The following is a 14153-nucleotide window of genomic DNA, read 5'->3' on the forward strand; positions in this document are numbered from 1 at the left end:
TCCCACGCAGGGGACCGCGACCGCCCCGGCTCTCCCAGCACTTCAACGGAAACAGGAGAACCTCACCGTGTCCTCGATTACCGTCCCGCCGCTGAATGCCCGGCGGCTGCGGCTCCTTGACGCCATCCGTCACATGTCCGGCGAGTGGACCACCGTGCGGGCGCACCGCCTGTACCGGGGCGCTGGATGGGGCCCCAAGCGCGCCACCGCCCGGGCCGACCTCAACGCGCTCGCCCGCTGCGGCTACCTGGCCCGGCACGAGACCTGCGGCCGGCGCTTCTTCACCCTCAAGCGCACCGGCTTCTGAACACGCCCGAGGCGGTCGCCTCTCACCACAAGACCGCGACCGCCTCGGCTCTCCGTCCCTTCGACAGAAACAGGAGAACTCCCAGCATGACAGCTGAACCCGCGGTTGTGCAGCTCGCTTCCGGCCTGCCGATGCACGATCGCGCCGCCGCCGACGTCACCCGCGTCCCACCCCATGACCTTGATGCCGAGCAGGCCGTTGTCGGCTCCCTGATGCTCGCCCCGGAGGTCATCGCCGAAGTCACTGCCGTCATGGACCCGGCCGATCACTACCGCCCGGCTCACGAGGCCATTCACCGCACCATCCTCGACCTGAACGCCCAAGGCCGGCCCGCCGATCCGATCACCCTCGGGCACCACCTCGAGCAGCTCGGCGAGCTGCATCGCGTCGGCGGCAGGGCCTACCTGCACACCCTGGTGCAGGCCGTGCCCACGACGGCCAACGCGGCCTACTACGCCGAGATCGTGCACCGCCTCGCGCGGCGCCGCCGCAGCATCGAAGCCGGCACCCGCATCGTGCAGGCCGGCATGACCCCGGACGCCACCGAGGAAGACCTGCGCGAGCTGCTGGCCCTCGGCGCCGAGACCCTGCCCGGGGTGTGGGCGGATCCCATCCCGCTCAACCACCAGCCCAAGCTCCCCACCTTCCCCACCCACGTCCTGCCCAGCTGGCTGCGCGAGTTCGTCGACGCCATCGCCGAGGAGACCCAGACCCCGCCCGACCTGGCCGGAGCCCTCGCCCTGGCCGTCCTCGCCACCACCGCCGGCGGCCGGGTCATCGTCCAGCTCCGCGGCCGATGGCGCGAGCCCACCAACCTCTTCGTCGTCGTCGCCCTGCCCCCGGGCAACCGCAAATCTGCGGTCTTCGCCGCGATGACCGCGCCCCTGCGCGCTGCGGAGAAGCAGCTCGTCACCCAGGCCGCCGGACGCATCGCCGAGGCCGAGGTGACCGCCAAGATGGCCCGCGAGGCAGCCGACAAGGCCGCCGCCCAGGCCGCCAAGGCCGACGGCCCCGAACGCGACGGGCTGACCGCCGAGGCCATCGCCCTCGCCCAGGCCGCCGACAGCCTCGAAATCCCCAACTCCCCACGCCTGCTCGCTGACGACTCCACCCCCGAAGTCGTCACCACCCTGATGAGCGAGCAGGGCGGACGGCTGTCGGTGATGTCCGCCGAGGGCGGCATCTTCGACATCATCGCCGGCCGCTACTCCGGCACCCCCAACATGGACGTCTTCCTCAAAGGCCACGCCGGAGACTGGCTGCGCGTAGACCGCCGCACCCGAGTGGAGAACATCGAAGCCCCGGCCCTGACCATGGGCCTGGCCGTCCAGCCCGACGTACTCGAAGACATCGGCAAACACCGTGGCTTCGACGGCCGCGGCCTGCTCGCCCGCTTCCTGTACGCGCTGCCCGAATCCCTCGTCGGTTACCGCAAGCCCGACCCCGCTCCCGTCCCCGAGCCCGTCGCCGAACGCTACGAGCACACCGTCACCGCGCTCACCCTGACGCTGGCCGAGTGGACCGACCCCGCCGTCCTGCGCCTGACCCCCGAGGCGGACCAGGCCCTCGCCGCCTACGACCAGCGCATCGAACCCCAACTCCGCGCCCGCGGCGGGCGCCTCGGCCACATCACCAAATGGGCCAGCAAGCTCGTCGGAGCCACCGCCCGCATCGCCGGACTGCTGCACCTGGGCCAGCACCTGGAGAACGGCTACACCAAGCCGATCAGCGGCGAGACCATGAACGCCGCCATCGAACTGGGCGACTACTTCGCCACCCACGCCCTGACCGTCTTCGACCTCATGGGCGCTGACGCCGCCCTCACCCGCGCTCGCACCCTGCTGACCGTGCTGGAGGAGAACGGCTGGGAGAGCGTGACCCGCCGTGACCTGTTCGCCAAGCTCTCCCGCTCCGAGTTCCCCACCGTCGCCGACCTGGAGCCCGCCGTCGCGCTCCTGGAAGAACACGGCTACCTCCGCAGCCGGACCCCGTCCCGCACCGGCAAGCGCGGACGCCCTCCGGCACCGCGCTACCTCATCCACCCCCAGGTACGGGAGGCCCGGGCATGACCCCCACATCCTGCTCCCGCACGCCAGCCCGTACGCAGAAACCGCAGAATACGCAGAAACCCCCTGCCACCCCCGCTGACCAGCACGGACAGCCGACCGGGCCCGCTGCCGCAAAAATCCGCGGAATCGCCGCACAAATCAGCCCGGGCCCCGTCCGGCACTCTCGCCCGGCGCCCGCCCGTGATTTCTGCGGAGATTCCCGCGATTTTTGCGGCAACCGCCCCCGGACCCCCAACACCGCAGGTCAGACCGGGGGTTCGCGGTTTTTTGCGGATTCTGCGGTTTCTGCGGCGCAACGCCAGGCCGACGAGAGGAGCGAGAGGTGACGACCACCACAACGGCCGGGCCACGAAGGCTCCTTACCATCCGCGAGATCTGCTCGGAGCTCGACATCAGCCCCTCCACCTTCTACGACTGGCGCGCCAAGAAGCGCGCCCCGCGCTGCATCAAGCTGCCCAACGGCGAACTCCGAGTCCGGCGCAGCGACTACGAGCACTGGCTGGACGGTCGGGAGGACACCGCCTGATGGATCACTCGTACAACGTCAAGTTCTGGAAGACCGCTGTCTACAAGGGCAAGCGGGGCACCACGTACACGGTCCGGTGGACGGTCGACGGCCAGGAGTGGCGTGAGGCACTGGGCACACGCACGCTCGCGGACGCCTTCCGCTCGGAACTGGTGAGCGCTGCCCGGCGCGGCGAGCCGTTCAGCCGCGGAACCGGTCGTCCTGTCTCGTTCCAGTCCAGGGCGAGCGATGTGAGCTGGTACGACTTCGCCGTCCGGTTCGCTGACCACCAGTGGGGCAGGACGGCGGGGAACAGCCGGAAGAACACGGCCAAGGCACTCACGGCCACCACGATTCCTCTGCTGCGCACGCCCCCCAGCCGGTTCGCGGCGGTGGATGTGCGCAGGGCGCTGCGGGAGTACGCGTTCAACACCCTGCACCGGGAAGAAGCTCCCCCCGAGATCACCGTGATCCTCAAATGGGTTGAGCGCAACACGCAGACCATGGCGGCGTGGGAGGACCCGGTCAAAGTCGACGAGATCCTGAGTGCCGTCGACACGCTGCTCGACGGCACGCGTGCTGCAGCCAGCTCCGTCAAGCGCAACCGGCGGATCCTGAACGTGGCCATGGAGTACGCAGTCAAGCACCGGATTCTGCGCGAGAACCCGTTGCCCAAGGGGCGAGGCGCGGCACCAAAGACGTCCAACTCGCTAGACAGACGGTCACTGATCCATCCGGCTCGGATGGCGCGCATGCTGGCGTGGATCCGTCGGCGCCCCCGTGGCGGCCGGCGGCTGCACGCCTACTTCTCCACGATCCGCTACTGCGCCCCGCGCCCCGAGGAAGCCGTGGCGATGTACGTGGACGATGTGCTGCTGCCTCCGGAGGATGCAGAGGACCAGTGGTGCAACCTTGTGATCCACACCGCACAGCCGGAGGTGGGGAAGAACTGGACCGATGACGGCGCGCTTCACGAGGAGCGCGGGTTGAAGGGACGGGCTGAGCAGGACACGCGCGTGGTGCCGGGACCTCCGCCGTTGACGAGGACGCTGCGCGCGTACATCAAGGCCGAGGGGCTGAAGCCCGGTGACCGGATGTTCCCTGGCGAGTTCGGGGGGATCCTCTCCGGCTCGGTCACGCGCAGGGCCTGGCGGGGTGCCCGCAAGGCGGAGCTGACGGAGCGTGAGTGCGCGTCCCCGATGGGGAAGCGGATCTACGACATCCGGCACACCCGTCTGACCGAGTGGCTCAACCAAGGTATTCCGCCTGCGCAGGTGGCCTACTGGGCCGGCAACAGCGTCGCTGTCCTGCTGGCGTTCTACGCCGCGTGCATCGACGGGCAGCTTCCGGACCTGAAGCGCCGGATGGAAGCCCAGATGGAAGCTGAGGAGGAACCTCTCGACCAGACCGAGGCGGACTGAGCCGCGGAGAACTTCTCCGCGTATTCACCGTGGCCACCCGCAGAAACCCGGTGACAGCCGGACAGTGCCGGACCCTCCCCGCGGTCGCCGGGGGAGGGTCCGGCCCTTACGCCCCTGCTACGCCACCCTCGCTAACCTCTCCTGACCAGCAAAAACGCCCCTCCCGGCGGGAGAGGCGAAAGGTGGTGCGCGAGCGCCCCCGGCAGGACTCGAACCTGCGGCCAAGCGCTTAGAAGGCGCCTGCTCTATCCACTGAGCTACGGGGGCCGGTCTGGTGCTGCGGTCGCGGACGGCTGAAGCCCCGGGCTCGGTGGTGCCGTGACCTTGCCGGGGACAAGGATAGGGCTCCGCGTACCTCGTCCCGGTTGCTTCACCTCCGTGACACGATGTGGAGGTTCGGTGAAGCGGTCCTGATAATCGCAGGCAGGTGCGATTTTCGCATCGTTTTTGACGCCCTGCGCAACGGGTGTTGTGCACTCGTTATGCCTGGGCCCCTTGCGCCACGCCTCGCGCGCCAGGGGTGATTTACTTCAAAAACACCCCAGAATTGGGCATTCTGCACGTGTGGCGACCTTGGACGTACGGCCCCGACTGCTCGACGCACTGTCCGCACTGCGTGACCGTGTCGACGCCGCACGCTTTCCGCTCCCCCTTCCCGGCGCGGCCCGCGCCCGTCGAAACCGGGCCGAGCTCCTGGCGCAGCTCGACGACTATCTGGTGCCCCGCCTGTGCGCCCCCGAAGCGCCGTTGCTCGCGGTCGTCGGAGGGTCCACCGGGGCGGGCAAGTCCACGCTGGTCAACTCGTTGGTGGGGCGTCGGGTCACTGAGGCGGGGGTACTGCGGCCGACAACCCGCACGCCAGTTCTTGTCTGCCATCCGGACGATCATCATTGGTTCGCGGGGCCCCGGGTGCTGCCGCGGCTGCACCGGGTCTGGGTGCCGGCCCAGGAGGGCGCTGCATACGAGGCGGACGGCATCGACGACGCCGTGGAGGCCGGGGCTCCGGACGCCGCCGACGGCGCCGAGGGGGAGGGGCCGGACGACGAGCTCAGCTCGCTGCGGATCGAGACCGACCGTTCCCTGCCGCGCGGGCTCGCGCTGCTGGACGCGCCCGACATCGATTCCCTCGTCGCCCGCAACCGCGAGCTCGCCGCTGCACTGATCTGCGCCGCCGACGTCTGGGTGCTCGTCACCACCGCCACCCGCTACGCCGATGCCGTGCCCTGGCACCTGCTGCGCACCGCCAAGGAGTACGACGTCACGCTCGTCACCGTGCTGGACAGGGTGCCGCACCAGGTCGCGGCCGAGGTGTCCCGCCAGTACGACGCGCTGCTCGAACACGCGGGCCTGGGGGACGTGCCCCGCTTCACCATTCCCGAACTCCCGGAGTCCGCGGGCGGTGGCAGCGGACTGCTGCCCGCCACCGCCGTCGCCGGGCTGCGCACCTGGCTCGGCCAGCGGGCCCAGGACCCGGCGGCCCGGACGGTGGCCACTGCCCGGACCGCCGCCGGGGTGCTCTCCTCCCTGGGCGCACGGTTGCCCGGGCTCGCCGGGGCGTCAGCCGTGCAGCACGCAGCGGCAGTCCGGCTGCTGCAGCGCGTCGAGGACGCGTACGGGCGCGCTGTGGAGCGCGTACGGTTCGCCGTCGAATCCGGCGAGATGCTCGCCGGCGACGCCCTGACGCACTGGCGCGGACATCCGCAGGACAGCACGCCCGACGAACTGCTCACCGCCCTCACGGGCTCTCTCGTCGCGCTGCTGAGCTGCGCGGCCGACGCCGCCGACGAGGAGATCACCGCGGCCTGCAGCGACGACCCGGCCACCGGTTCCGTACTTGCGCCGAGCGACCCGGACGGGGCCGCCGGACGGATCGGTGTGGCCGCGCGGCGCTGGCGGCGGTGCCTGGAGGAGATCGCGGAGGAAGAGGTGCGGGCCGCCGAGAGGGCCGCGAGCCTCGACGCGGAACACGTTGCCGCGCTGCTCGCAGCGGCACTCCTGGGTGGCCGCCGGGCGCGCATGGCGGGCGAGACGCTGGCCGAGCTGCTGGGCGCGCAGGGCGCACTGCGGCTGCACGACCGGGGCGGGGACCTGCTGTCCGGCTGCCTGGAGCAGGTGCTCGATGCCGAACGGGACCGCAGGGCGGCTCCCTTGGAGGCGCTCGAGGTCACGCCGGAGCACCAGGTCGACCTGATTGCCGCGTTGTCCGTCCTGCAGAAGGAGAGGTGACCGCTGTGCAGACCACCGGTAGTTGTGACGCGCGGGGCGAGGGCCGCTCCCGCGGCGACTCCGAGGACCGGGTCTGGGACGACGGTCTGATCGCTCGCCGGGCGCGGCCCGAGCGTCCCGCACACTCCCCGCTGACCGCCACGGCGCTCCCGCCGGAGCGCACGTCTCCTCCCGTGAGCCCTATGCCCCCGGCTCCGCCCCGGAGTGCGCCGACCCCCGTGGGGCACGCCCTGCGGCCGCGACTTGACGCCTTGCGCGAGCTGGTGGGGCTGTCCGGGGCGCGGCTGGACCGGCGCACGCTCGCCGAGGCGCGGCGCGTGCTGGAGGAGGCCGCGGCCCGGCAGCGCTACTCGCTCGACCTCACCGTCGTCGCCATCGCGGGCTCCACGGGCAGCGGCAAGTCGACCCTCTTCAACGCCCTGGCCCGGGCGCAGCTCTCGGAGGCCGGGGTGCGGCGCCCGACCACCGCGCTGCCCGTCTCCTGCGCCTGGTCGGACCGTGCGGAGGGCCTGCTGGACCGGCTGGGCATCCCGGCGCGGGCGCGCCGGCAGCCGGTGCGCCCGTACGACCGGTCGCTGAACGGCCTCGTCCTGCTGGATCTGCCGGACCACGACTCGGCAGCGGCCGGGCACCGGGAGCAGGTGGACCGGCTGCTGCGGCTGGTGGACGCGGTGATCTGGGTGGTGGACCCGGAGAAGTACGCGGACGCGGTGCTGCACGAGCGCTATCTGCAGCCGCTCGCCGGGTACGCGGAGGTGACCTTCGTCGTCCTCAACCAGGTCGACCGGCTGTCCCGGGACGCCGCCGACCAGGTGCTCGACGACCTGCGGCGGCTGCTGGACGAGGACGGGCTGGCCCTGGGCGAGCACGGCGAGCCGGGCGCCGTGGTGATGGCGATCTCGGCGCTGACGGGCGAGGGGATCGGGGAACTGCGCGAGCTGCTGGGACAGTTCACGGCCCGGCGGACCGCGGCGGAGCTGCGGCTGACGGCCGATGTGGACGGCGTCTCGGGGCGGTTGCGGCAGGCCTACGTGGCCGACGGACGGCCCGGGCTGACCGAGCAGGCGCGGCTGGAGTTCGAGGACCGGCTGGCCGAGGCGGTGGGCGCGCAGGCGGCCGGGCTCGCGGCGGAACGGGCCTGGCGGCGGGACGCCGAGCGCGCGTGCACGACGATGTGGCGGCGGGCGCGGCGCTGGTACCGGGCCGTGGTCGCGCGGGTGTGGCTGTGGCTGCGCGCGCTGGGGCCGTGGCTGGGGTTCTCGGGGGTGGACGAGGACGAGATCGACGGCGTGGCCGGCGTCTGCGACACGAGTGAGTTCGCGTCGGCGGACGAGTACGGCGAGGGGGGCGTGCACGACGTCGACGCCCTCGACTTCTCCGACCATCTCGGGGCCGAGGCCTCCGTCGATGCGGCCGGGAGGCCTGTGGCGGCGCGGCGCACCGCCTCCCGGCCTCTGGTCGAACAGGCCGTGCGGACGCTGGCGCACGAGGCGGCGACCGGCCTGCCCGGCCCCTGGGCACAGGCCGTGCGCGAGGCAGCGGTGCGCGGGGCCGACGGGCTGGCCGACGCACTCGACGAGGCGACTGCCGCCGCGGCGTCCGCCCCGGTCGTGCGGCGCCCGGGTGGCTGGCACACCGGCGGCAGCTGGCGCGCGGCGGGCTGGCTGACGAGGGCCGACGAGGGCGGTGTGCTGGGCATCTCCCGGGGCTGGCGTACGGGCATGGGGCGCGCTGCAGCGTGGCGCACGCGCGGGGGCGGCGCCGTGCGGGCGTCCCGGCCGCGGTGGTGGACGGTGGTGGCCGTGGGGCAGGTGGCCCTGCTGGGGCTGCAGCTGCTCGGGGTGGCAGGACTGGTGGGGGTGCTGACAGGGGACTTCGGGGCGCCGTGGTGGGTGCCGGGGCTGCTGGTGGCGGGGGCCGCGGCCGGCGGGCCGGCCCTTGCGTGGTGCTGCCGGGTGGCTGCGAGGGGGCCGGCCCGCCGGTACGGGCTGGAGATCGAGCGGCGGCTGCGGGAGGCCGCGGCGGGCTGCGGGCGGGCGCGGGTACTCGAGCCCGTGGCGGCGGAACTCCTGCGGTACCAGGAGGTGCGGGCGCAGTTCGTGATCGCGGCGGGCGAGGGGTGAGGGAGGGGCGGAGAGACGGCGAGACGTGAGGGGCTGAAGGGGCAGCAGGGGCTGGTGAGCGCCGTCCGGGTGACGGGGTTTTCCACAATCCGCGGGCGGTCCACAGGCTCCAGCAGACTCTCGCGATCACGGGCACGATGAGGTCACGCGGCCGGGCAATCGGGCACCGGCCGGGCGCACAGAGGCTGCGCAGGGGTACGGGGGGCGGTTCGCATGAACGAGACGTTGGTGACGGTCGTGGGCAACGTGGCCACGCCGCCGGACTTCCGGGAGACGGCCGGCGGGGCGTCCGTCTCCCGCTTCCGGCTCGCGGCGACGGTACGGCGCTGGGACCGGGGGCGGGAGGAATGGACGGACGCGTACACCAGCTTCTACACCGTCTGGGCATGGCGGGCGCTGGCGGGAAACGTGGTGGGGTCGCTGTCGGTGGGCGAACCGGTCGTCGTCCACGGCAAGTTGAAGGTCCAGGAACAGGAGCGCGACGGAAAACGGTGGCTGTCGGCCGACATTGACGCGGTGTCGGTCGGGCACGATCTCGCGCGGGGCACGTCGGCGTTCCGCCGGGTGTCGCAGGCGAGACCGCTGCCGCTCGAGCCGGTGCGGATGGCGGGGATGCCGGTCACGGCGGGGGAGGTCATCGCCGCCGGCGGGGGCGTCGGGGAGGCTCGGACGGCGGGGGTGTCCCCGTAGACCTGGTGCAAGTCCGGCGCAGGCCCGGCATACGTCCCGCACACGCCCCGCGCAGGTCAGTACGGCCGCGAGAGCGTCTTCGGGCCGCGTCCGACGGGGCCGCGGGCCGGGTTCACGGGGCCTGGGCAACAACCCCCGGAAATGGGGTATTTGTCCCGGGGATTTGTCGATAAGGCCAGGTCAGGGGCGGCGCCGCCGGTAACGATTCCGATTCGGATCCTGGATCCGGGCGGCTGTGTGGAACCAGGCGTTCTCCCCGCTCTTTAGGATCTCCGTCCGTAGCAACGGGGGCCACTGCGTATTCAGTTGCCCGGTGGGGCGCACGCCCGGAGGAGTGCGGCGAGCTGCGCCTGCCCGAAAGGAAACCATGAACTCTGTCACGAGGCGGGGCGCAGCACGCCTTGCCGCGGCACTCCTGACATCCGGACTGGCCGTCGTGGGGGCCGTGGCCGCCGCGGGTCCGGCTGCGGCGGTCAGGTTGCCGCAGAACCAGGGGGGCGTCAGTGCGGCGCTCGGCGCCATCACGGCCGGTGGCCGGGCCGTCGTGCACGACCGGCGCAAGACCGGCGAGGTGGCCGCGGGGCTCTTCGAGATGAAGGTCGACGGCGGCGGCGCGCTGCAGACGTACTGCATCGACATCCTGACCAACACCGTGGACGGTGCGAAGTACCGGGAAGCGGGCTGGAGCGAGTCGTCCCTGCACGACAACAAGGACGCCGGGAAGATCCGCTGGATACTCCAGCACTCCTACCCCCAGGTCAACGACCTGGCCGCGCTCGCCAAGGACTCCGGTGCGGGCACGCTCGACGCGAACACCGCCGCGGCGGGCACCCAGGTCGCCATCTGGCGGTACTCGGACCACGTCAGCGTGGACGCGCAGAACCCCGAGGCGCAGAAGCTCGCCGACTGGCTCTACAAGAGCGCGCAGGACGTCGAGGAGCCCAAGGCCTCGCTGACCCTGGCCCCCTCGGCGGTCTCCGGCAAGTCCGGGCAGCGCCTCGGCCCCGTCACGGTGCGCACCGATGCGGCCAGCGTCACCGTGGCCCCCTCGGGGGACGCCGCGGCCAAGGGCGTGAGGATCGTCGGCAAGGACGGCAAGCCGGTCACCACGACGGCCGGCGGCGGCGAGCTCTACTTCTCCGTCCCGGCCGGCGCCCCGGACGGCTCCACCTCGCTCAAGGTCACCGCCGCGACCAAGGTCCCGGTGGGCCGGGCCTTCATCGGCGACCACATGAAGACCCAGGCCCTGATACTGGCCGGCTCCAGCGAAAGCACCGTCTCCGCCACCGCGACCGCGACATGGGCGAAGAAGGGTGCCGCCCCGGCCGTGGCGGCCAGGAAGGACTGCAGCAGGAACGGGGTGGAGATCACCGTCGACAACAAGGGCGACGAGGCGTTCCCCTTCGAACTGGCGGGCGGACGGCACACGGTCCGGCCCGGCGGATCCGAGACGGTCGTCGTGAAGGCCGGGGAGGACAAGGCCTACCGGGTCGCGGTCACGGGGGCGAACGGGTACTCCCGGACGTTCTCCGGGATATTGGACTGCCAGACCGCGGAGAGCGGCTCCACCGGCTCCGTGGGCGGCGCCCCCTCGGCCCGGCCGAGCCCCAGTCCGTCGCCGGTCGCCGACGGTGACCTGGCGACCACCGGCGGCAGCGGTTCGACCCCCGTAGTGGCCGGCCTGGCCGTGGCGCTGATCGTGGCCGGCGGCGGTGCGGTCTACGCCCTTCGCAGGAGGGAGGCGGCCGACGGCCGGTGAGGTGCGCGGTCCGCGGGTGTCGTGCCACGGCGTTCGTGCAGGCAGTGGCCGGGTCCGCCCGGTCACCGGCCCGCCGGGCCATAACGCGTTTCCGCCGGAGGGTGCCGGTACGGCAAGATGGGTGTGTCTGCCCTCATGCGGCGGCGCCGCACATTGGCCCTTCTCGATTGCCGGACGGTTTCTCTTGGCTGAGTACATCTACACCATGCGCAAGACGCGCAAGGCGCACGGCGACAAGGTCATCCTCGATGACGTGACGCTGAGCTTCCTGCCCGGTGCGAAGATCGGTGTGGTCGGCCCCAACGGTGCCGGTAAGTCCACCGTCCTCAAGATCATGGCCGGCCTGGAGCAGCCCTCCAACGGTGACGCCTTCCTCTCCCCTGGCTACAGCGTCGGCATCCTGATGCAGGAGCCCGAGCTCGACGAGAGCAAGACCGTCCTGGAGAACGTGCAGGACGGCGTCGCCGGCATCAAGGGCAAGCTCGACCGGTTCAACGAGATCGCCGAGCTGATGGCGACCGACTACTCGGACGCGCTGCTCGAGGAGATGGGCAAGCTCCAGGAGGACCTGGACCACGCCAACGCGTGGGACCTGGACGCCCAGCTCGAGCAGGCCATGGACGCCCTCGAGTGCCCGCCCGGCGACTGGTCGGTCACCAACCTCTCCGGTGGCGAGAAGCGCCGCGTCGCGCTCTGCAAGCTGCTGCTCGAGGCCCCCGACCTGCTGCTCCTCGACGAGCCCACCAACCACCTCGACGCCGAGTCGGTGAACTGGCTCGAGGCGCACCTCGCCAAGTACGCGGGCACCGTGGTGGCCATCACCCACGACCGCTACTTCCTCGACAACGTCGCCGAGTGGATCCTCGAGCTCGACCGCGGCCGCGCCCACCCCTACGAGGGCAACTACTCCACCTACCTGGAGAACAAGGCCGCCCGCCTCAAGGTCGAGGGCCAGAAGGACGCCAAGCGCCAGAAGCGCCTCAAGGAAGAGCTGGAGTGGGTCCGCTCCAACGCCAAGGGCCGCCAGGCCAAGTCCAAGGCGCGTCTGGCGCGTTACGAGGAGATGGCGGCCGAGGCCGACAAGATGCGGAAGCTGGACTTCGAGGAGATCCAGATCCCGCCGGGCCCGCGTCTGGGCAACGTCGTCGTCGAGGTCAACAACCTCTCCAAGGCCTTCGGCGAGAAGGTCCTCATCGACGACCTGTCCTTCACCCTGCCGCGCAACGGCATCGTCGGTGTCATCGGCCCGAACGGCGCCGGCAAGACCACCCTGTTCAAGATGCTCCAGGGCCTGGAGACCCCGGACTCCGGCGACATCAAGGTCGGCGAGACCGTCAAGATCTCGTACGTCGACCAGGGCCGCGCCAACATCGACCCCAAGAAGACGCTGTGGGCCGTCGTCTCCGACGAGCTGGACTACATCAACGTCGGCCAGGTCGAGATGCCGTCCCGCGCCTACGTCTCCGCGTTCGGTTTCAAGGGCCCGGACCAGCAGAAGCCGGCCGGCATCCTCTCCGGCGGCGAGCGCAACCGCCTGAACCTGGCGCTCACCCTCAAGCAGGGCGGCAACCTGCTGCTCCTCGACGAGCCGACCAACGACCTCGACGTCGAGACCCTCTCCTCGCTGGAGAACGCCCTGCTGGACTTCCCGGGCTGCGCCGTGGTCGTCTCCCACGACCGCTGGTTCCTCGACCGGGTGGCCACGCACATCCTGGCGTACGAGGGCAACTCGAAGTGGTTCTGGTTCGAGGGCAACTTCGAGTCCTACGAGAAGAACAAGATCGAGCGGCTCGGCCCGGACGCCGCCCGTCCGCACCGCGCCACGTACAAGAAGCTGACCCGGGGCTGATGACGCAGCCGCTGCGCTTCGCCGACGCCGGGGAGGCGGCCGATCTGGCCGCCTTCCTGGCCCGGCTGATCCACTACGACCGGGCCGCCGCCGTCCGGCTGCAGGCCGGCGGCGGGGTGCTGGGCGTCTTCGGACGGCCGCCGTCCTTCGAGGTGCTCGCGATCCGCACGGCCCGGCTGGCCGAGGAGGCCGTGCTGGACGTGACGGTCTCGGCGGGGCAGCTCGCCGACGCGCTCGACGCGGCCGTCGCACAGGGCGCGCCCGTCGTCGTGCCGGAGGCCGTCACCGGCCCGCCGTGGGCGGGGGTGCTGCCCCCGCGCGGAGGCTGGCAGCGGGTGCCGGGCCTGCCGGACGCACAGGCGATGCACGGCGCGCTGAGCGCCGCTGTCGCCGAGTTCCGCGAGCGCGACCGGGCGCTGCCGGAGGAGCGGCGGACGCGCGGCGAGCGCGATCGCATCGGCCGCCAGATCTGGTCCCGCACGCTCGGGGACACCGGGCTGCCGCTGCGTGCGGTGCACGCGGCGCAGTCGCTGGGCTTCCTGCGGCCCGCGGCACGCCAGCAGCCGGCCCTCGCCGCCTCCCGGTCCGCCGGAGCGGCGGCCGGTGTGCTGTCCTCGGCCGAGGAGCCGTTCGCGCTGCTCGCCGCGGGCGGCTGGCTGCGCCTGCGCACCCCGTACGGCTCGGTCGCCGTGCGCACGGGCGGGCTCGCGGGCCTGACGGTCACACCCACCCGGCACTGAAACGGCGCCGGACCGGCCCCGGGCCGGGCCCGGCAAGTGCCGTGCTCAGTCGGCCGAGTTGATCATCGTGGCGGCGGCGTAGGTCAGGTAGTTCCACAGCTGCTGCTCGTGCTCGGGCGCCAGCCCCAGCTCGTCGACCGCGTCGCGCATGTGCCGCAGCCAGGCGTCGTGGGCGGCGCGGTCCACCGTGAAGGGGGCGTGGCGCATGCGCAGCCGCGGGTGTCCCCGGTTCTCGCTGTAGGTGCGGGGACCGCCCCAGTACTGGACGAGGAAGAGCACCAGGCGCTCCTCGGCCGGGCCCAGGTCCTCCTCGGGATACATCGGCCGGAGCAGCGGGTCCTCCGCGACCCCCTCGTAGAACCGGCGGACCAGGCGCCGGAAGGTCTCCTCGCCGCCGACCTGCTCGTAAAACGTCTGCTCCTGAAGCGTGCCGCGCGGAATCTCATTCACCCTTCCATGGTCTC

The 14153-nt window shown here is 71.9% G+C and carries 11 protein-coding genes and 1 tRNA gene; 10 read left to right on the top strand and 2 right to left on the bottom strand.

Going from position 1 to position 14153, the window contains the following annotated elements; genetic code table 11:
* Nucleotides 1-67: 67 nt before the first annotated feature.
* The 4 genes from ACLHRZ_RS39260 (at nucleotide 68) to ACLHRZ_RS39275 (ending at nucleotide 4302) form a co-directional block, all read left to right on the top strand.
* The gene (locus tag ACLHRZ_RS39260; protein ID WP_358342739.1) at nucleotides 68-307 is read left to right on the top strand and encodes a hypothetical protein; all 240 of its coding nucleotides are present in this window, start codon (nucleotides 68-70) and stop codon (nucleotides 305-307) included.
* An 86-nt stretch (nucleotides 308-393) separates the two neighbouring features.
* Nucleotides 394-2376: a YfjI family protein gene (locus tag ACLHRZ_RS39265; protein WP_490423396.1), complete on the top strand. Its 1983-nt coding sequence runs from the start codon at nucleotides 394-396 to the stop codon at nucleotides 2374-2376.
* 322 nt (nucleotides 2377-2698) lie between these two features.
* Nucleotides 2699-2902 (top strand): helix-turn-helix transcriptional regulator, encoded by a 204-nt coding sequence (locus ACLHRZ_RS39270; protein ID WP_490423397.1) that lies wholly within the window; start codon nucleotides 2699-2701, stop codon nucleotides 2900-2902.
* Nucleotides 2902-4302, top strand: a complete 1401-nt coding sequence (locus tag ACLHRZ_RS39275; protein WP_490423398.1) for a tyrosine-type recombinase/integrase — start codon at nucleotides 2902-2904, stop codon at nucleotides 4300-4302. The genes ACLHRZ_RS39270 and ACLHRZ_RS39275 overlap by 1 nt, the downstream gene beginning before the upstream one ends.
* Before the next feature lie 194 nt (nucleotides 4303-4496).
* Here ACLHRZ_RS39275 and ACLHRZ_RS39280 read toward each other — a convergent pair.
* Nucleotides 4497-4569: transfer RNA gene (locus ACLHRZ_RS39280), tRNA-Arg, on the bottom strand.
* Between the two features lie 306 nt (nucleotides 4570-4875).
* Between ACLHRZ_RS39280 and ACLHRZ_RS39285 the strand changes: the two genes are divergently transcribed.
* The 6 genes from ACLHRZ_RS39285 (at nucleotide 4876) to ACLHRZ_RS39310 (ending at nucleotide 13689) form a co-directional block, all read left to right on the top strand.
* Nucleotides 4876-6528, top strand: coding sequence for a dynamin family protein (locus ACLHRZ_RS39285; protein ID WP_490423447.1), 1653 nt, complete (start codon nucleotides 4876-4878; stop codon nucleotides 6526-6528).
* On the top strand, nucleotides 6525-8651 hold the full coding sequence (locus ACLHRZ_RS39290; protein WP_490423399.1) for a GTPase: 2127 nt from the start codon (nucleotides 6525-6527) through the stop codon (nucleotides 8649-8651). The genes ACLHRZ_RS39285 and ACLHRZ_RS39290 overlap by 4 nt, the downstream gene beginning before the upstream one ends.
* 213 nt (nucleotides 8652-8864) lie before the next feature.
* On the top strand, nucleotides 8865-9341 hold the full coding sequence (locus ACLHRZ_RS39295) for a single-stranded DNA-binding protein (protein WP_490423400.1): 477 nt from the start codon (nucleotides 8865-8867) through the stop codon (nucleotides 9339-9341).
* Between the two features lie 367 nt (nucleotides 9342-9708).
* Entirely contained in the window at nucleotides 9709-11100 is a 1392-nt protein-coding gene (locus ACLHRZ_RS39300; protein WP_490423401.1) for a Cys-Gln thioester bond-forming surface protein, read from the top strand.
* A 184-nt stretch (nucleotides 11101-11284) separates the two neighbouring features.
* Nucleotides 11285-12949, top strand: a complete 1665-nt coding sequence (gene ettA, locus ACLHRZ_RS39305; protein WP_490423402.1) for an energy-dependent translational throttle protein EttA — start codon at nucleotides 11285-11287, stop codon at nucleotides 12947-12949.
* The gene (locus ACLHRZ_RS39310; RefSeq protein ID WP_490423403.1) at nucleotides 12949-13689 is read left to right on the top strand and encodes a DUF8010 domain-containing protein; all 741 of its coding nucleotides are present in this window, start codon (nucleotides 12949-12951) and stop codon (nucleotides 13687-13689) included. Before ettA ends, ACLHRZ_RS39310 begins: the two co-directional genes overlap by 1 nt.
* A gap of 45 nt (nucleotides 13690-13734) precedes the next feature.
* Here ACLHRZ_RS39310 and ACLHRZ_RS39315 read toward each other — a convergent pair whose 3' ends face one another.
* The gene (locus tag ACLHRZ_RS39315; protein ID WP_490423404.1) at nucleotides 13735-14139 is read right to left on the bottom strand and encodes a globin; all 405 of its coding nucleotides are present in this window, start codon (nucleotides 14137-14139) and stop codon (nucleotides 13735-13737) included.
* Nucleotides 14140-14153 lie beyond the last annotated feature (14 nt).

The organism is Streptomyces sp. AM25, from assembly GCF_058146165.1.

Bases quoted from the DNA above. Each gene is read 5' to 3' on its own strand.
- ACLHRZ_RS39310 (WP_490423403.1), top strand. From the start codon at position 12,949: ATGACGCAGCCGCTGCGCTTCGCCGACGCCGGGGAGGCGGCCGATCTG.
- ACLHRZ_RS39295 (WP_490423400.1), top strand. From the start codon at position 8,865: ATGAACGAGACGTTGGTGACGGTCGTGGGCAACGTGGCCACGCCGCCG.
- ACLHRZ_RS39265 (WP_490423396.1), top strand. From the start codon at position 394: ATGACAGCTGAACCCGCGGTTGTGCAGCTCGCTTCCGGCCTGCCGATG.
- ACLHRZ_RS39275 (WP_490423398.1), top strand. From the start codon at position 2,902: ATGGATCACTCGTACAACGTCAAGTTCTGGAAGACCGCTGTCTACAAG.
- ACLHRZ_RS39300 (WP_490423401.1), top strand. From the start codon at position 9,709: ATGAACTCTGTCACGAGGCGGGGCGCAGCACGCCTTGCCGCGGCACTC.